Below are 16,786 nucleotides of genomic sequence, written 5' to 3'. Positions count from 1 at the left end.
GTACCTTGCGGCGCCCCCCGTCCACCGTGGACGGGGGGCGCCGTCGTCCCCACGGCCGTACCCCGCGTCCCGGGCCGCCGGTGCCGATGCCCGCCCCGCGAACCCCCGGACGGTCGTACGGGACTCCCCTTAGGGGATGTCACAGGTCGGCCGCAATGCCGCCTTGGGAGGGCCGGGCCCCGCACGTCACTCTCCGGGAGCAGGTACGTTCGATGACGTGGCTGGATTCAGGATCGGACGTGGCGGCCGGGACGGCCGCGCCCCGCAAGCGCGACCCCATGACCCTCCCCGCGGGCGGCAGACGCCCCCGGGGCCGTCTCCGCACGGCTACTCGCCTGCGCAGCAGCCGTACCCGCCGCAGCAGCGGCCGCAGTACGGCGGCGGTGGAGGCCAGCAGTGGCCCCCGTCGAACGGCGGCGGCCAGGGCGGCGGCGAGCCGGAGTACTTCGGCGGCGGCGACCACTACGGCGCGCCCCCGCACGACCCGTACGCCGCGAACAACCCGGGACACACCCAGGCGTTCTCGATCGACGACCACCAGCAGTACAACCAGGGCGAGACGTACCACGCGGGCGCCGCGGCCCCGGCCGGCCCGACCGGCCCGCGCCTGCCCTGGAAGCAGCTCCTGCGGGGCGTCGTGCTGTCCCCCGACCAGACCTTCCTGCGGATGCGGGACTACACGCTGTGGGGCCCCGCCCTCGTCGTCACCTTCCTCTACGGCCTGCTCGCGGTGTTCGGCTTCGACGACACCCGTACGGACACGATCAACGCGACACTGTCCAACGCGATCCCGATCGTCCTGACGACGGCCGTGGCGATGGTGATCAGCTCCTTCATCCTGGGCGTCGTCACCCACACCCTGGCCCGTCAGCTCGGCGGCGACGGCGCCTGGCAGCCCACGGTCGGCCTCTCCATGCTGATCATGTCCCTCACGGACGCCCCGCGCCTGGTCTTCGCCATGTTCCTGGGCGGCGACGCGTCGTTCGTGCAGCTGCTGGGATGGGCCACCTGGGTCGCCGCCGGCGCCCTCCTCACCCTCATGGTGAGGCGCTCCCACGACCTGCCCTGGCCGAAGGCCCTGGGCGCGTCGGCGATCCAGTTGGTCGCCATCCTGTCGATCGTGAAGCTGGGCACGTTCTGACGGACGGCACCGACCGGCACCGACACGGAGAAGGCCCCCGGACACCGGGGGCCTTTCCGGTTACCGGGGCCTTTCAGCGGGGCCCTTCAGCGGGGCCTTTCCGGTTCCGCGGGGGTGGGCGCCGTCCGGGGCGGCAGGAGTCAGACGATCAGCTCGGCTTGCGGTTCGGGTTCCGGCGCCGGCGCGGCCTTCGGTTCCCACCGCGCGGTCGTCCGCACATAGCCGTGGACCACCGAGCCCGTCGCCAGCAGGAGAAGCGGCCCGAACACCCACGGGTGCCCGGCCATCTCCGACGGCAGGCAGCGGTACGACACCAGGAGCGCGGTGAAGACCGTCGCGCCGTAAGCGGCCAGCCGGAGCCCCGACCGGTCCCAGCCCTGGTCGAACGCGCGCAGAGCCGCCTCGATGGTGAGGGTGAACACCACTCCGGCGATGAGGTCGGCGCCGTAGTGGTAGCCGAATCCCAGCGTCGCGCAGAGGGTGGCGACCAGCCAGAAAGCGCCCGCGTACCGCAGGAGGCGCGGGCCCTTCCGGGAATGGATGAAGATCGCGGTGGCCCACGCCGTGTGCAGGCTGGGCATGCAGTTGCGCGGGGTGATTTCGTCGAAGGACATGAGGTGCGGGGGCTGGAGCGGCGGCGGTGTCCGCGGCCACAGGTCGGCCACGGCCCAGGGCTTGCTGGGCGGCATGTCCGGCGCCCACAGGCTGACGTCCGCCCAGTGCTCGGCGCCCGTGCCGTAGGCGAAGATCGGCCCGACCACCGGGTAGATCATGTAGAAGGCCGGGCCGATCAGGCCGATCACCAAAAAGGTGCGCACCAGGTGGTGGCGCGGGAAGCGGCGCTCGACCGCCACGTTGCGCAGTTGGTACAGCGCGACGACGACCGCGGCGACCGCGAGCTGGCCGTAGACGAAGTCGAGGAAGTTGAATCCGATCGGGCCACTGGCCTCCACGACCCGGCCGACCAGCCACGAGGGGTTGCCCAGCGCGTGGTCGGCGGTCGCCACGTACTGGTCGAGCACGAGGGGGCGGGTCTTCGAGGTGATGAGCAGCCAGGTGTCACCGGTCTTGCGGCCGGCCATCAGCAGCAGGGCCAGCCCGGCACCCTTCAGCAGCAGGACGCGTTCCGGGCCGGTGCGGCGCGTGACGGCGAAGACCGCGCAGCCGAGGGTCACCCACAGGGCGCCGTTGCCGAAGGGGTGGCCTTCGGTCACCTCGACGCCGGCCGCCCACCGGACCGACACGAAGACAAGGTCGACACCGATCGCGGCGCCGAGGGCGATCAGCCGCTGCCGCCAGGTGAGCACCACCATCATCAACGCCATCGAGGCGTACAGCAGGCCACCCGACTTGGGCGGGAAGACCACTTCCCGCGCCTGCGTGGTCATCGGCCCCGGCAGACCGAGACGACGCGCCACGAGTTCCAGCGCGACGAGGAATCCGAGGGCCACGGTCGTTCCCGCGGCCCACAGTATCGTCCGGGGCCGACGCCACCCGGAGAAATCGGGTCTGCCTTGTATTCGCGAAAACACCCGCGATGCTATAGGTATCAATTGTTTGACCGATTTAGTAGTTTTCGACTGGCCGAGGTGATCAACACGCCGGACGGCATGGTCTTCCGGTGGAGGAAGGGCGACAGGGGCGTTCATCGCGAGTTCGAACATGTTAGCGGCGTGCTGCGAACGGGTTGCGCCGAAGGCCCAACTCGTGAGCGGACGCACCCTCGGGACATCCGGCGGACCGCAGCCCCCGCCCCCCCGGCCCCTCGGACAGGTCCGGGCGAGAGGGAGCGACCGGAAAAGGCGAACGGCCGGGACCACCGCGCGGTGGTCCCGGCCGTCGGCGCTCCCGGCTCAGGTCAGAGGGCTTCCCTGGACGGAGTGACCGGCTCCCCCGACCTGCGGACGACGGGCAGGACGCTCCACGGGAAGTTGATCCAGTCGTCGGTGCGCTTCCAGACGTACTCGCACTTCACGAGGGAGTGGGACTTCTCGTAGATCACCGCGCTGCGGACCTCGGCGACGGCGTCGAGGCAGAAGTCCCGCACCAGCTTGAGGGTCTTGCCGGTGTCGGCGACGTCGTCGGTGATCAGGACCTTCTTGTCGGAGAAGTCGATCGCGTTGGGCACGGGCGCGAGCATGACGGGCATCTCGAGGGTGGTGCCCACGCCGGTGTAGAACTCGACGTTCACCAGGTGGAGGTTCTTGCAGTCGAGGGCGTACGCGAGGCCGCCGGCGACGAACACCCCGCCGCGGGCGATGCTGAGCACGATGTCGGGCTCGTAGCCGTCGTCGACGATGGTCTGGGCGAGTTCACGGACGGCGACGCCGAACCGCTCGTAGCTGAGGTTCTCCCGTACGTCGCTCATGCGCCGCTCACACCCGGGTCCGGTGGAAGTTGAGGAAGGAGCGGGAGGCGGTCGGTCCGCGCTGCCCCTGGTACCGGGACCCGTACCGCTCACTGCCGTAGGGGTGCTCGGCGGGCGAGCTGAGCCGGAACATGCACAGCTGCCCGATCTTCATGCCCGGCCACAGCTTGATGGGCAGGGTGGCGAGGTTGGACAGCTCGAGGGTGACGTGCCCGGAGAAGCCGGGGTCGATGAAACCGGCGGTCGAGTGCGTGACGAGCCCGAGCCGGCCGAGCGAACTCTTGCCCTCGAGCCGGGAGGCGAGATCGTCGGGGAGCGTGATGACCTCGTAGGTGGAGGCCAGGACGAACTCCCCGGGATGCAGGATGAACGGCTCGTCCCCCTCCGGCTCCACCAGCCGCGTGAGGTCCGCCTGCTCGACCGAGGGGTCGATGTGCGGGTACCGGTGGTTCTCGAACACCCGGAAGTAGCGGTCGAGGCGCACGTCGACGCTGGACGGCTGCACCATGGATTCGTCGTAGGGATCGATCCGTACCCGTCCGGCGTCGATCTCGGCCCGGATGTCCTTGTCAGAGAGAAGCACGCCCTGAGGATACGCAAGGCGCGCGGACCGGCCGTCATCAGGACGATTCCGCGCGCCAGGCTGCTGCTGCCACTGGTGCCGCTCGCTGCTCCTGCAGCTCGCCGCTACCGCTTCGCGCCGCTACCGCTTCTCGAAGGTCACCGGCACCACACTGCGGAGCCGGGCGCACCGAGGACACCGGACGAGCCGTCCGGGACCGAGCCGCTCGGCCTGCTGCATCGGGAACGAAGCGGTGCTGAACACGTGCCCATCGGCACAACGGACGACGGTGTGATCCATCAAGTCGTCGAGTCCCTTCCCCAAGAGCCGCGTCCGGCTGCTGCTCGCCGGACGACGAAAGCCACATTACGGGAGGAGCGAGACGACCCTCCAGGCGGCACTCCGTCCACGCCGGGACCCTCCGCGACCGCCCTACCGTATGCCCCAACTCCCGCCCGGGACACCCGGATCCCACCCCTCGAAACACACTCGGCCCCCAGGGCTTCAGCGCCGGGGGCCGGGAATGAGGTAGAGTGACCGCGCGATCAGACACCGGCCCGACCGGCGTCTTACGCGGGTGTAGTTTAATGGTAGAACATCAGCTTCCCAAGCTGAGAGCGCGAGTTCGATTCTCGTCACCCGCTCCACGAAGAAGGCCCAGGTCATCGACCCGGGCCTTTTTGCTGTGCTCGGCGATCACTCGCCGCGTGCCAGATTCGTGCCAGAAGGCTTGTCCGGCGCTCTCCCGGCCGCGGCGGCCCGCGCCTTCCGCACGGTGGCGTCGAGGCCGGCTGCGACCTCCTGCTGTCGGTCGTCGTCGGAGTGCTGATAGATCAGCGCGGCCTTCTCGGAGGACTGGCCGGCGCGGACCATCGTGTCCTTGAGCGTCGCACCGGAACGGGTGGACAAGGTGTGCCCCGTGTGGCGGAGGTCGTAGAACCGGAAGCCCTCTGGCATGCCGACGACTTCCCGCGCCTTCCGCCACCGTCGCCCGAAAGTGCTACGCCGGAAGGGAGCACCCTTCTCCCCCACGAAGAGAAGCCCGTCGGGCCCCGGCTCCGCAAACGACTCAAGGTGCCAGCGGAGCTCCCGGTGGAGGAATGCGGGAAGGATCACAGTCCGGGTCCCGGCCTCCGACTTGGTGTCGCCCTGGACGCGTCGCCCGTTCATCCGTTCCGGCTCTGCGAGGCGTACGCGGACGCGGAGGTTGTCGAGGTCGACGTCACGGCGGCGAAGGCCCGCCAGTTCCTCCGGCCGCATCGGACCGTAGGCGCCGAGGTAGACCATCAGCCGCCATCGCATCCCCACCGCTTCGGCGAGCGCGTCCACCTGGGCGACGGTGGCGATGCGCCGCTCAGCCGCCTTCTCCTTGCCTGCGCCCTTGATCCGGCACGGGTTGCGCTGGATCAACTCGTCGTCCACGGCCGTCTCCATGACGGCCTTGAGGAGCCGGTACGCCTTGGCGGTGATCGTCTTGGCACCCGTGACCCGCAGCCGTTCGGCACGCCACTCGCGGACGCGCGGGGCGGTGATCTCGTCCAGGTCCAGATCGGCGAAGGCGGTGAGGTGCTTGTCGAGGAGGTACCGGTACAGGTCCCGCGTGAGCGGAGCCAGTTCGCGTTCCTCCACCCACTTGTCCGCGTAGGCCCGGAAGCTCACCGCACCCGCTTCGGGGTCCCGCCAGTCTCCCCGGCGGATCTCCGTCTGTTTCTCGGCAAGCCAGTCGTCGGCGTCGGCGATCGTCTCGAAGGTGAAAGGGGCCGGCCTCATGACGCCGTCCGGGCCCGGATAACGCGCCTGGTACCGGCCGGAAGGAAGCCGTCGGATCGCACCGAAGCGGCGCCGCCGCCCCTTGTCGTTCGCCATCAGGCAGCCCTCCCGTAGCGGGCACGGGGACGCCTCAACGGCGGCACCGTGTGCGAGTCGATGAACTCCGCCACCGCGCTCTCCGGGATGCGCACGTGCCGGCCGACCTTCACGTAGCGGATGCGCCGTTCCTCGATGAGCCGCCGAGGGAAGCGGACGGAGGTGCCGAGCAGCTCGGCGACCTGGTCGACGGAGAGGTAGCGGTCGTTCATGTGGTCGGTTCTCCTTCCGTGCCGGGGGCGGGTTCTAGGGAGGCGGCAAGCCAGGTCTCGGCAGCGCTGAGGCCGGTGCCGGCGAACACCCAGTGGGCGAGGACGAGGGTCGTGTCGCCGTCCTGGGGCACGGCCGTCGTTGCGGCTTGTGCTCGTCGCCAGTCGGCGCGGGCGGTGCGGAGGGCGCCGAGGGTGGTGGAGTAGCGGCGGGACTTGGTGGAGAAGTGGCCGCGGAAGCCGAGCATGTGGGCCCAAGCGCGCAGGCGGAGGTGTTCGAGGTCCTTGCGTGCGCCGAGGGTCCAGGCGGTGCGGATGAGACGGCGGGCGTGCTCGGTGATCCGGGCCTGTGCCAGCTCGGCGAGGAAGCGGATCGGCCGGTCCAGGGTGCCCGTGGCTGTCTCGGCGCCCTTGGTGGCGTACTTGGCGATGTACGCCGCTACGGCCCGCTCGGTCAGTTCTTGGCCGTCGTCGAAGTCGGCCGAGCGGATCGTACGGACGTCGAGTTGGCGGCCGAAGGCGAAGGTGTGGGCACGGCCGTCGATGACCGGCCCGTCGACGCGTGCGGCGGTCGCGGCCGCGCGGATGGCGTCGGTGAGGAGTTCGGCCGTCGCCCAGGCGGGCAGTGGGGTGTCGCCGCCGTCCGGGCCGTCGAGGCGGATGACGGCGTGGAAGTGGACGGCGCCGCGCTTCTGGTACTCGGCGACCTTGGCGAAGGAGATGCGGGCGTGGTCGCGGAAGGTGCGCTGGGTGAGGCCGGCGCGCTTGGCGACCTCCCGGCGGAGGTAGATCGAGAAGCGCCGCCACAGGGCCCCGGCGTGCGCGTTCCAGAGGACGGCCGCTTCGTAGTCGTAGCGGTCGGGGTCGAGCGGGGTGCCGAGGGTGTCGTCGTCTTGGTCGTGGTGGGTGCCGCAGCGGCAGGGGCGGCCGTCGGTGCGGCGGTTGTGGACCGGGCCGAAGCCGGGTGCGGTGAAGGTGGCGAAGACGCGGGGGTGAGTGGCGACCTGATCGGGGATGCCCTTGCCACCGCGCAGTCCGGCGGTGATCAGGTGATAGGTGTCGCGGCGGTAGGTCTCGGCGCAGGCCGCGCACCGGGTGGCCCGGCGGTTGTTGCAGCGGACCAGGAGCTGACCGGCGGGCAGGGTGGCCGAGTCGAGGTGGTGCAGGACGCTGCCGATCTCGCCCGTACAGGTGTCGACGGCGTATTCGGTGCGGTGGCCGTCGAGGCGGACGGGATGGGTGCAGCCGCCCAAGCCGGAGAGTTGGCGGGCCAGCTCGGGCAGGGTGCCGAGGGAGGCCAGTGTGGAGAGTTCCGCCAGCGGGGGCGGAGTCTGCCGGGTGATGATGGGAGTTCCTTTCGACTGTTTCGGCGGTCGGGAGGGGACGGCCCCGGGGCGGCGGGATGCTTGGCGGCTTGTTGCCGCCCCGGTGGCCGGTCAGCGCCTGGGGGCGCCGGTGACGAGGGAGCGCAGGACCACGGCGGCGACGGCCACGGACACGGCCGTGACGGCGACGGCGGCCAGGAGCGCGGTCAGGACGATGCCGACGACCACCACCGCGACGACCGCACCCACGTAGGGGGTGAGCGGACGGCCGACGGACGGGACCGGCGCCTGCACCTGGTGCTGCGCGGTGAGGGTCGTGGGCGGGTGCGGGGTGTCGGGGAGCTGGGGGCGGAACAGCACGGCGGGCCTCCTGGTCATTTGTCGGTGCCGTCGACGACGTCGACGCCGGTGCGGGTGCCGGTCTCGATGGCGGGGGCGAGGAAGGTGTGGGAGAGCCAGAAGCCGAACAGGGCGATCACGACGGCGACCCAGAGGCGGACGCCGAGGAACTTGATCGCGGCCCAGGCGATGACACCCAGGACGAAGACGAGCGGGAGCGAGACGGTCACGGCGTTCTCCTCAGCGGATCAGCGGGCGCGGCAGCGGTGGGTGCGGGCGGCCAGCTCGGCGGCGGTGCGGCTGTCGTAGTCGGCGGAGAAGCCGCAGCGCGGAGCCGTGCACACGGCGGAGTGCTTCTCGCGGCCCCGGCCGTCGTAGTACGTGCCGACCTGGACGGGTCCGATGCGCACGACCCGGCGGAAACGCGGGTTGGCGGGCATCAGGGCAGCTCCTTCGGGTCGGGGTGGTTCTCGCCGGTGAAGTCGGCGACGTGGTCGAGCAGCCACCGCCGGATCTCCTCGCCCTCGTACTCGTCGGCGGTGATGATCACGGGTTCGGCGATGAGCATTGCTTCGGTGAGGCGGTTCTGACGGGTCAGCTCGGCGGCGCGGTTGAGGGCGCGGAACGTGGACGGACGCATGGGCGGAAGTGCTCCCGGTTCAGGTGAGTTGGGCGGCGATGGCTTCGGCGATCGGTAGGGGGACGCCGAGCCGGGCACGAAGGGTCTGGGTGTCGATGGGGGTTCCGGTCCGGGCACGGTGTTCGTCGGCGACCTTGCGGGCGTGGGTGACGAGGGCCGACGGAACGGAGGTGACGGGCGGCGGCACCGGTTCGGGGGCCACTTCGCCAGCGGGCCGCTCAGGCGCCGGGGCAGGGGTCGGGGCCGGGACCGCTTCAGACTCGGCGGTCGGGCCGTGGGCGAGGAGCGTGCCGCCGAGGAAGGCGACCGCGGGCCATCCGGCGACGAGGATCCGCAGCCAGGCGGGTACGGCGTCCAGGTCGAGCAGGCCGGCCGTGGCGATGTTGGCCCCGAGCGACGCGGTCAGCGCGACGAGGAACCAGCACCACCCGGCCGCCTTCGACCCGCCGGAGCGCAGTCGCCGCCAGGCCGCCACCAACAGCAGGTCGACGGAGACCGGGTAGGCCCACGCCTTCCAGCCGTCCTGTCCGGCGGCTGCGGCCAGGTCGTGCAGGTGGGCGAAGGACAGCGCGGCGGCGATCAGGGCTTGGACGAGTACGGCGTCGAGGCGGACGGGCAGGGAACGCACGGCGCCACTCCTTCCGGTTCCGGGCATGGCGGGGTAGGGACGTGGCGCGGTACGGCCGCGCCGGCCGAGGGATGGCGTGCGGCTACTCGGTCACCGGGTGGGCAACGGTCACGGTCCCGGACGCCTCTGTGGGCACGGGCGGGGCGTACGGCCGGAAGGGCGTGAGCGCCGGTACGTCCGGGGCGAAGTGCGCCGATTCCCGGCAGGTGGCCGCAGCGTCGGCGAGGGACAGGTACGGGGTGCGGATGCGGGACCAGCCGCCGGAGGTGTCGCCGACGACGGCGAGGCCGGGCAGTTCGGGGGCGATGGAACAGGCCGCGTCGACCGCTTCGGGCGCGATGTCGCCGAGCGCCATCTTGGCGGAGGCCTCATCGTTCACGCGGTGACAGACCCGGCCGGTGAGCTGGGCCCGGAGCATGGTCGCGCCCTTGCCGAGTTCGGCGCCGAAGCGCTGTCCGCACACTTCGAGGTAGATGCCGGCCGCGCGGCCGAGCTGGGCGAGGCGGATGAGCTGGGTGACCATCTCGTCCCGTCGCTCCTCGTCCTTGCGGGTGGCGACGAGGAAGAGTTCCGCCACCTCGTCGACGAACAGCACGATGGGAACCGGGCGTTCACCGTCGGGCAGGCCCCAGACGTCCGAGGTGATCTCCTCGTCCGGGGTGCCGGGCGCGATGCCCTGCCGGGCCTTGATCAGGTCGTATCGGTCCTCCATTTCCTTGACCAGGACCGGCAGCAGCTCGGCCGCTTCGTCCGGGTCGGTCGCCAGCGCGGAGAGCCGCGGGGCGAAGGGCGCCAGCTCGACACCGCGCTTGCAGTCGATGCCGACCAGGGCGACGGGTTGCGCCGCGAGGCCGGCGACGAGGTGGCGCAGGTACATGGACTTGCCGGACAGCGTGGCGCCGAGGACGAGTTCGTGCGGTACGGCGCGGTAGTCGCGGACGAACGCGGTCGCGTCCTCCCGCAGGGCCACCGGCACCCGCAGAAGCCCGCCGTCGACGCGGCGCGGCATCCGCACCTTGCGCAAGACGTCGTAGCCGACGAGCCGGAGTTCGACGACACCGGGCTTGACGTCCCGCACGTACACGGCGTGAACACCCCAGGCATGCCGCAGTCGTTCGGCCGAGGCGGCGACGTCCGCCGGTTCCTGCCCGGGGGCGAGCCGCAGCCGTACGCGGAGGCCTGTCGAGTTGGGCCGGATCACTCCGCGGCGCGGCGGAACCGGCCGGATCTCCCGCCGGGTGGTGGCCCTGACGGCCAGCGCCCGCCAGCGGGACGGCTCGACGGTCAGCCCGCACGCGTCCATGGTCGATGAGTACGAGGCCACCAGCCGGGCCACCGAGAGCGGCAGCCCGACCGCGGACCAGTACGCCGCCGGGCGGGCGTGCCGGGCGTAGGCCGCGCCGCCTATCGCAGCGAGCGGTCCGCCCAGCTCGGCCAACGTCACCAGGTCGGTCACGCCGATCAGCCCGCCTGAGCCATCTGGAACGCGCCGGGCATGACGGCCGTGGCCCGGTAGGCGATGCCGTGCCGTTCGCGTCCGTTGAACACGCTCTGCCAGGGCCGGGCGACAAGGCCGGGGAGGGAGACCGGGGCGCCGACGGTCAGGCCGTCCGTCACACCGCTCTCGGGGATGGTGACCTGGATCAGCGACGACTCACCCTCGTCGATGTAGACGACGCCGATGGTCATCAGCGCCTCACCGCTCACGGCGTCCTTGGCGATCTCACCGGTCTGCCGGTCGCGCACCTTCGGCGCCGGCGCTTCGGTGAGCAGGATCGTGGCGGTCGAGGCGTCAACGCGGATCACACGCACAGAGGTTGCTCCTTCTGAGTCGATCAACTCGCCACCTGACAAGTTGACTTAGCAAGTTCGAAATTAGAGATGCCAAGTTGACTTGTCAAGCTAGAACGGTCGGGGCTTCGCGTCGCTCCACAAACTCGGTTTGCTGGAGGAGCACGACCGGCCAAGCTGGGGCCATGCCTCGCCGAATCATGTTCGTGCAGCTCAAAACGGGCTACGACACCGACCGCGGACCCTCGTGGATCGGGTGGGTGGACTTCTCCAAGAGCTGGAAGACCGCCTACTTCCACGGACGGACGCTGCGGCGCGCGACGGGCATCGGCTTGTTCGACGCCAACTTCTACGACGTCGGAACCGATGAGGCGTTCTGGATCTCCGGGCCGAAGCGCGACCGGAGTGACACGCGGTACGGACCGACGGGACCCACCGTGGAGGATGCCGCCGCAGACGCCTACCGAGCATTCCTCGAGGGCGCACCGCTTCCCGGCCGGGAGGACGGTTAGCCCCCGACCGGGCTCAGTTCAGGCGGTAGGTGTCTTCCAGCTCCTGCCGATCGGCGGGCAACAGCACGTCAGAGACCTGCAGCGCCTGCCCGGAGGCGTCGCACGCGACGACCAGGACGCTGAGAACGGGTACGCCCTCCGGAAGCTCCAGAAGCTCCGCTTCCCCGTGCTCGGGCAGTCGAGCCGAGACCCGTTCCGTCACGTGGTCGAAGCGGACCTTCTTCCGCGACTCAAGGTGAGCACGGGTACCGCCGCTCAAGGGGTCGGCGCTCTCCAGCTCGGTCCCGTCGACCAGGCCGGCGGGGAAGTAGGACGAGACCAGCTCGACGGGTTCGCCGTCCTCCTCGACCAGGAACCGGCGCATGAGGACCTTCGCCCGCTTCGGCAACCCGAGCGCGGAGGCGACGCGCGCCGGAACGGAGACCCGGCCGACTTCGACGAGCCGCCCCGCGGTCCGGGACTCGTCACGCGCGAGCGCTTCGCTCCCCCGGCGGTCTTTCTGCTCGACCCCCGCCGGCCGCCCGCGCACGATCGTGCCGTACCCCTGCCGGGACTCGAGCCAGCCGTCACGCTTCAGCAGTTCCAGCGCCCGGACGACGGTCGGGCGGGACATCCCGAAGGACTGCACCAGCTGGTTCTCACTGGGCACGCGGGTACCGGGCGGATACGTGCCGTCCTCGATGCGCTGCTGGATGGTCTGAGCGAGGCGGACATACTTCGGTGCCTCCACTTCATACGCCATGAACGCCGCCGCCTGTCGAGATTGGCCAAGTCAACTGGTCAACCAGACTAGCGACGAATCCGCCGCCGCAGTACCGACGGAAGGTGTTCCCCTCCTCACGACGGCCAGGCATCGGCGATCACGAAGGAGACCACCGTCCCACCGAAGCGACTGGGCCCGGAGTGCCACGATGCGGCGATCGAGTCGACGAGGAGCAGCCCACGCCCGTGCGCGTCGTTGGCGTCCGGACGCCGAAGCCTCACGCCCGCAGGAAAGCCGGGGTTGTGGACGTCGACCCGAAGCGAGGTCTCCTCACGGAACCACTCCACCCGCACGAGCCACGGTTCATCCGCCCGCCCGTACCGGATGGCGTTGGTCACCAGTTCCGAGATCATCAACACGCAGTCGTCGACCGAACAGGCCGGGTTGTACGGGGCGATGAACTTTCGGAACCATCGCCGGGCCCTGGGCACGGACTCCGGGGCCGGTTGCAGGGTCATCGCGCCGAGGCGCGGTGACTCCTCGCAGGGGTAGCGGTCGATCGTGTACGCCATCCGCCCTCACTCCTTGCCGCTGCCGTCGCAGTCGAGGCAGCGCCGCTTAGATGTGGCGCGGGCGCGGTCGGCAGTGGCGGCGAGCGCCAGGGACGTACGCGAGCTGACACGCTTCCAGCCCCGTCCCCGGCAACCCCGGCAAGGTAAGTGCGTTCCCTGACGCCGCTGCTGACTCGTCACTCCGTGCCCCCTTCCCATCAAGTGGCCTTAGCCACTTGATGGATAGTGGCATTAGCCACTTGGGGCGCGCAAGCAGTTCGCTGAAGTGACGCCCAGTCAGGTGAGCGGGTATCCCTGTTCGAACGCCCAGCGCTGCGGCGGGTAGGTGGCTTCGGCGAACTCCAACGGCCGGTCCTGGAGGTCGAAGACGACGTGATGCACGATCAGCACGGCCGACCCCTGATCAAGCTGGAGGTCTGCCGCCTCCTCCTCGGTCGCCTGCCGGGCGCACATGCGGTCTTCCGCGTAACTCCCCTGCCGTCCCGTCATGTTCTCGACGTACATCAGGGTGCCCTGCTGGATCCGTTCCGGCTCCAGCAGCTTGGGCGCCTTCCGCCCGACGTCCGACGCGAACCACGAAGTGGACAGCGTGATGGGCCCGTCCTGGTTGTTGGTGACCCGCCGGCGGTGTACGGCGCGGCGATCCTTCACCAGGCCCAACGCCTCAGCGACGTGGTCCGGCGCATCCAGCCATCCGGCCGACGTGATCACCGCGTACTCGCCGGGCGTGTAGATCTTGCCGGTCTGCCGGGCCCGCCCGTACAACTCGCGCGCCCGCCGGTTCACTTCGAGGCTCCGCACGTACGTGCCGGACCCCTGCCGCTTCTCGACGAGCCCCTGATGGCTCAGGGCCTCCAGCGACCGTGCCGCAGTCGGCCGGGACACGTTCCAGTCAGCCGCCAGCTGCCGTTCCGAGGGAACCTCGTCCCCGGGCCGCAGGTCGCCCCGAAGGATCTGGTCGCGGATGAAGTGCGCGATCTGGAGATACTTCGGCTGAGCTTCCTCGATCTGGGGCATGCCCCCTCCTCGTCCAAGTGGCTATAGCCTCTGGCCACTATAGGGCGACTGGTCAAGGGCCCACCCCGTAGTCTTGGGCCCATGACGCGGTTGATCGTCGCAGCAGGAGGAGGGGGCGACGCTGTCGCCGCCGCAATGCTTCACGCCGCCCTGTACGGGGACGGCGACCAGGCGGTGATCCTCACGTACGCGTGGGACCGCTTGCTGATCGACCCGGTGCCGGGCCCCCGAGGAGCCGACGACTTCACCGGCCTCGAACCGCTCACCCCGGCCGTCCGGAAGGTGCCGGCGCAGGCCCGCCCCATCGCACCGGCAGGTTCCACCCTCCCCCGACTCGCCGCGGAACTCCCGCACACCCTCGCACTGATCGACCCGCGACACGGCGCCGAGGGCATCACGCACCAACTCGAAGACCTGGTCACCCACCTCAGGCCGACATCGATCGATCTCCTCGACGTCGGCGGCGACGTACTGGCCCGAGGCGACGAACCAACACTGAAGAGCCCACTCGCCGACTCCCTGACACTGGCGGCGAGCTGCCAGGTCGACGCCCCCGTTCGCCTATTGGTCGCAGGCCCCGGCCTGGACGGCGAGCTGTCGCACGAGAACCTGCGAGGCGTACTCGGCCCCCTCGTCCACACCTTCACCGCGGCGGACACAGAGCCGATCAGCCAGGTCCTGGAGTGGCACCCCTCAGAGGCCACCGGCATGCTCGCAGCGGCAGCCCGAGGCGTGCGCGGCACCTGCGAAGTCCGAGACGCCGGCCTGCCCATCCCCCTCACCGACGAGAGCCCCACGCTGCACGAGGTCGACCTGGACGAGGCCGTCAGCCGCAACGAGTTGGCCCGCGCCCTCATGTCGACCACCACCCTGGACGAGGCGGAGGCGCTGAGCCGCGAGGTCTGCGGCTTCTCCGAAATCGACTACGAGCGCAACAAGGCCCTCTGGCTCAAGGAACAGCGCCCGACGAAGCTCGACACCGAGTCGGTACTCCCCCAACTCACCCAGTTCGAGGCAGAGGCCCGAAGCCGCGGAGTCACCCACACGACGTTCCGCCACCTCACCGAGGTTCTGAACCTCAGTGGCTCCCAGCGCGACGACTTGCGCCGGCTCCTCGTCAACAGCTGCCCTGAGCAGTACGCGGCTCCCTTGTGGAGCCTGAAGCAATGAGTGCGTACGGGAGCGATCCGGATCTCAACGTGCAGGACGTCACCGGCAGCGGCACCGAGGTCGACGTAGCCACCAACCTGCTGAACGGCAACGTCAGGCTCTCGATCCTGTGGACCCAAGAGATCCTCTTGTCCGCCGATGCAGCCGACCAAGTGGCCGACGCTCTTCGGCGAGCCGCAGCCCAGTCCCGCAGCATCACAGCCACCCCAGAGCCGACTGAGTAACAACCTTCTTTACGGGTTCAAGCACCCGTCGTCGCTTCGCTCCTCCGGGCGGGCGCGGGCGGCCGGCGGCGCCCGCGCTCATGTCTCCGCCCCGCTCGGCACCGCCGGCCGCCCGCGCCCGCTCAAGAGATAGGCAGACGGAGCACGAGGCCAGAACACGTCGTGGCTGGGGCGGTCGGCTCCGCGACTTTAGCCAGCCACTTTGGCGCGAGCCTCGAAGATCATGGCCCCAACGTCGTGCTTTACCGGGCAGGTCCACAGACTGCCCGACGCGCCGGAAGCTTACGGGGCCATGATCACTCGCGCCAAAGCAGCTCCCGGCCAAAGTCGCTCCGCCAACCGCGTAATTACGCTCAGCGTCGAGGCACCTATTCGATGGACCCCTCCGAGGAGCAAGCTTCAACTAAGCTGAGGGCACGTCATGGCACAGGGGACAGAGGGGGACGTGATGCGCATCAGTATGGTCGGCCAAGGCGCCGAGGAGGAGCTGCGCTCGCTCCGATCATGGCTGATGGAAAGTCCTGAAATCCGCAGACACGCCAGATTTTCCTGGGAGGCCGAAGCCCCCAAGCGTGGAGAGATGGGCAGTGGCGCAATTGAGACACTTCAGCTCATCACAGACAATTTTTGGCAGATCACGACATTTTCTCTTTCTTATGCCGCTTGGAGACGAACGCGAAGCAGGAACCCCTCAGTAACGATCGAACATAATGGAAGGCGCGTAACTATCGAGGGGCACGACAGCGGAACTGTCGAGCGCATCGTGCAGGAACTCTCCGAGGAGTAGAGGAATCCGTGACCCTCCCGGACCCTCACGCATCCCGCGCGATCCTTATTGGCGTGGGGCAGTATGCACACCTGCCTGCAATCCCAACGGTCAGGCAGAATATCGCAGCTCTGCATGAAGTCCTCACTGGCGAAGAATCATGGAATCTGCCCGCTCAACATTGCGTCACAGTTCATGACCCTAGAACGCCGGAAGAGCTGGTTGATCCGATTTATCACGGTGTTCAAGAAGCCACAGATACATTGCTCGTCTATTACGCCGGTCATGGGCTTAGAGGCGAAAACCGCGGCGAGCTTCGACTCACCCGCTCTACCTCTCGAACAGGCGCTTCCCATACTTCGACCGACTATAATGAGATTCGCGAGACGCTTCTTAACTCAGTGGCTGTTAGGCGAATTGTAATTCTCGACTGCTGCTACGCTGCTGCGGCACTCGGAACCATGTCTGACCCTGCCCAGGCACTGGCAGAAGAGGCCTTGGTCGAAGGCACCTATTTGATCGCTGCGGCTGGAGAAACTCAGGCGGCCATGGCGGACGATGGCAGAGGTTTCACTGTCTTCACAGGCGAATTGGTCAATCTGCTCCGCAATGGAGTCTCCGACAAGTCCAAAAAATTTTTGGATCTAGATTCGATATTTTCGCATTTGTTTCACTCCCTCCGCTCACAGGCTCGCCCCCTACCGCATAAAAGAGTAAGGAATTCTCCGGGGGGTCTTGCGCTTTCACTGAACAGGCAATGGATAGGGAAAGTACCGCCACCTCGGTCTGCCCTGCCCTTGCAGAAGAACCAACCTACGCTCGATTCAATCGTCGGAGTCGAAGCCCCAGGAAAGACCCGGCCAGGTGCGTGGCCAAAGGCGCCCGCCGACAATGTACCGACAAGCGGAGACAAGAAGGCCACACCAACACCCGCACCTCCCGGCGCCTGGCCC

At 69.1% G+C, this 16,786-nt stretch carries 22 protein-coding genes and 1 tRNA gene; 7 read left to right on the top strand and 16 right to left on the bottom strand.

Annotated elements, in window-relative coordinates; translation table 11 throughout:
- Positions 1-136 precede the first annotated feature (136 nt).
- Entirely contained in the window at positions 137-1,141 is a 1,005-nt protein-coding gene (locus ACH4N1_RS06485) for a Yip1 family protein (RefSeq protein WP_398094920.1), read from the top strand.
- Positions 1,142-1,281: 140 nt separating this feature from the next.
- On the opposite strand, the gene ACH4N1_RS06480 is transcribed toward ACH4N1_RS06485, so the two are convergent.
- From ACH4N1_RS06480 to dcd, 3 genes are all read right to left on the bottom strand, one after another.
- A complete protein-coding gene (locus tag ACH4N1_RS06480) occupies positions 1,282-2,592 on the bottom strand; it encodes a phosphatase PAP2 family protein (RefSeq protein ID WP_398094919.1) in 1,311 nt (436 codons plus the stop codon).
- A gap of 407 nt (positions 2,593-2,999) precedes the next feature.
- Positions 3,000-3,509 carry a phosphoribosyltransferase gene (locus ACH4N1_RS06475; RefSeq protein WP_398094918.1) on the bottom strand — a complete coding sequence of 170 codons (510 nt, stop codon included), beginning with the start codon at positions 3,507-3,509 and terminating at the stop codon, positions 3,000-3,002.
- A 7-nt stretch (positions 3,510-3,516) separates the two neighbouring features.
- Positions 3,517-4,092 (bottom strand): dCTP deaminase, encoded by a 576-nt coding sequence (dcd, locus tag ACH4N1_RS06470; protein ID WP_366059084.1) that lies wholly within the window; start codon positions 4,090-4,092, stop codon positions 3,517-3,519.
- 552 nt (positions 4,093-4,644) lie between these two features.
- Here dcd and ACH4N1_RS06465 point away from each other — a divergent pair.
- Positions 4,645-4,718 (top strand) — tRNA-Gly (locus ACH4N1_RS06465).
- 49 nt (positions 4,719-4,767) lie between these two features.
- Here the strand turns inward: ACH4N1_RS06465 and ACH4N1_RS06460 are convergent.
- The 10 genes from ACH4N1_RS06460 to ACH4N1_RS06415 form a co-directional block, all read right to left on the bottom strand.
- Complete coding sequence (locus tag ACH4N1_RS06460) at positions 4,768-5,937, bottom strand: tyrosine-type recombinase/integrase (protein WP_398094916.1); 1,170 nt, start codon at positions 5,935-5,937, stop codon at positions 4,768-4,770.
- Positions 5,937-6,149 (bottom strand): excisionase family DNA-binding protein, encoded by a 213-nt coding sequence (locus ACH4N1_RS06455; RefSeq protein ID WP_398094915.1) that lies wholly within the window; start codon positions 6,147-6,149, stop codon positions 5,937-5,939. The genes ACH4N1_RS06460 and ACH4N1_RS06455 overlap by 1 nt, the downstream gene beginning before the upstream one ends.
- Positions 6,146-7,465: a replication initiator gene (locus tag ACH4N1_RS06450; RefSeq protein ID WP_398095264.1), complete on the bottom strand. Its 1,320-nt coding sequence runs from the start codon at positions 7,463-7,465 to the stop codon at positions 6,146-6,148. The genes ACH4N1_RS06455 and ACH4N1_RS06450 overlap by 4 nt, the downstream gene beginning before the upstream one ends.
- 117 nt (positions 7,466-7,582) lie before the next feature.
- Positions 7,583-7,828 (bottom strand): SpdD protein, encoded by a 246-nt coding sequence (locus ACH4N1_RS06445; RefSeq protein WP_398095263.1) that lies wholly within the window; start codon positions 7,826-7,828, stop codon positions 7,583-7,585.
- Positions 7,829-7,845: 17 nt separating this feature from the next.
- Positions 7,846-8,040 carry a hypothetical protein gene (locus ACH4N1_RS06440; protein WP_252545166.1) on the bottom strand — a complete coding sequence of 65 codons (195 nt, stop codon included), beginning with the start codon at positions 8,038-8,040 and terminating at the stop codon, positions 7,846-7,848.
- A gap of 18 nt (positions 8,041-8,058) precedes the next feature.
- On the bottom strand, positions 8,059-8,250 hold the full coding sequence (locus tag ACH4N1_RS06435) for a mobile element transfer protein (RefSeq protein ID WP_252545165.1): 192 nt from the start codon (positions 8,248-8,250) through the stop codon (positions 8,059-8,061).
- On the bottom strand, positions 8,250-8,450 hold the full coding sequence (locus ACH4N1_RS06430; protein WP_398094913.1) for a hypothetical protein: 201 nt from the start codon (positions 8,448-8,450) through the stop codon (positions 8,250-8,252). The genes ACH4N1_RS06435 and ACH4N1_RS06430 overlap by 1 nt, the downstream gene beginning before the upstream one ends.
- 19 nt (positions 8,451-8,469) lie before the next feature.
- Entirely contained in the window at positions 8,470-9,078 is a 609-nt protein-coding gene (locus tag ACH4N1_RS06425) for a DUF2637 domain-containing protein (protein WP_398094912.1), read from the bottom strand.
- An 82-nt stretch (positions 9,079-9,160) separates the two neighbouring features.
- A complete protein-coding gene (locus ACH4N1_RS06420; RefSeq protein ID WP_398094911.1) occupies positions 9,161-10,534 on the bottom strand; it encodes an FtsK/SpoIIIE domain-containing protein in 1,374 nt (457 codons plus the stop codon).
- Positions 10,535-10,539: 5 nt separating this feature from the next.
- The gene (locus tag ACH4N1_RS06415; RefSeq protein ID WP_093799046.1) at positions 10,540-10,890 is read right to left on the bottom strand and encodes a hypothetical protein; all 351 of its coding nucleotides are present in this window, start codon (positions 10,888-10,890) and stop codon (positions 10,540-10,542) included.
- A 164-nt stretch (positions 10,891-11,054) separates the two neighbouring features.
- Here ACH4N1_RS06415 and ACH4N1_RS06410 point away from each other — a divergent pair, with 164 nt between their 5' ends.
- The gene (locus ACH4N1_RS06410) at positions 11,055-11,381 is read left to right on the top strand and encodes a hypothetical protein (RefSeq protein ID WP_398094910.1); all 327 of its coding nucleotides are present in this window, start codon (positions 11,055-11,057) and stop codon (positions 11,379-11,381) included.
- Positions 11,382-11,394: 13 nt separating this feature from the next.
- Here the strand turns inward: ACH4N1_RS06410 and ACH4N1_RS06405 are convergent, their stop codons facing one another.
- The 3 genes from ACH4N1_RS06405 to ACH4N1_RS06395 all read right to left on the bottom strand — a co-directional run bounded on the left by ACH4N1_RS06405 (position 11,395) and on the right by ACH4N1_RS06395 (position 13,673).
- A complete protein-coding gene (locus ACH4N1_RS06405) occupies positions 11,395-12,123 on the bottom strand; it encodes a GntR family transcriptional regulator (protein ID WP_398094908.1) in 729 nt (242 codons plus the stop codon).
- Positions 12,124-12,218: 95 nt separating this feature from the next.
- Complete coding sequence (locus ACH4N1_RS06400) at positions 12,219-12,656, bottom strand: ATP-binding protein (RefSeq protein WP_398094907.1); 438 nt, start codon at positions 12,654-12,656, stop codon at positions 12,219-12,221.
- 276 nt (positions 12,657-12,932) lie between these two features.
- The gene (locus tag ACH4N1_RS06395) at positions 12,933-13,673 is read right to left on the bottom strand and encodes a GntR family transcriptional regulator (RefSeq protein ID WP_398094906.1); all 741 of its coding nucleotides are present in this window, start codon (positions 13,671-13,673) and stop codon (positions 12,933-12,935) included.
- A gap of 81 nt (positions 13,674-13,754) precedes the next feature.
- On the opposite strand from ACH4N1_RS06395, the gene ACH4N1_RS06390 reads away from it, so the two are divergent.
- The 4 genes from ACH4N1_RS06390 to ACH4N1_RS06375 form a co-directional block, all read left to right on the top strand.
- Entirely contained in the window at positions 13,755-14,843 is a 1,089-nt protein-coding gene (locus ACH4N1_RS06390) for a DUF1152 domain-containing protein (protein WP_398094904.1), read from the top strand.
- Positions 14,840-15,067, top strand: a complete 228-nt coding sequence (locus ACH4N1_RS06385; protein ID WP_398094903.1) for a hypothetical protein — start codon at positions 14,840-14,842, stop codon at positions 15,065-15,067. The genes ACH4N1_RS06390 and ACH4N1_RS06385 overlap by 4 nt, the downstream gene beginning before the upstream one ends.
- A gap of 448 nt (positions 15,068-15,515) precedes the next feature.
- A complete protein-coding gene (locus tag ACH4N1_RS06380) occupies positions 15,516-15,854 on the top strand; it encodes a hypothetical protein (RefSeq protein ID WP_398094901.1) in 339 nt (112 codons plus the stop codon).
- An 8-nt stretch (positions 15,855-15,862) separates the two neighbouring features.
- Positions 15,863-16,786, top strand: a 924-nt coding sequence (locus ACH4N1_RS06375) for a caspase domain-containing protein (RefSeq protein ID WP_398094900.1), incomplete at its 3' end; no start/stop codon positions are given.

Origin of the sequence: Streptomyces sp. NPDC017202, from assembly GCF_044331705.1 — a bacterium.
Taxonomy (GTDB): Bacteria; Actinomycetota; Actinomycetes; order Streptomycetales; family Streptomycetaceae; genus Streptomyces.
Note: the sequence above shows the minus strand (reverse complement) of the source record. Positions and strands in the feature narration are given on the sequence as shown.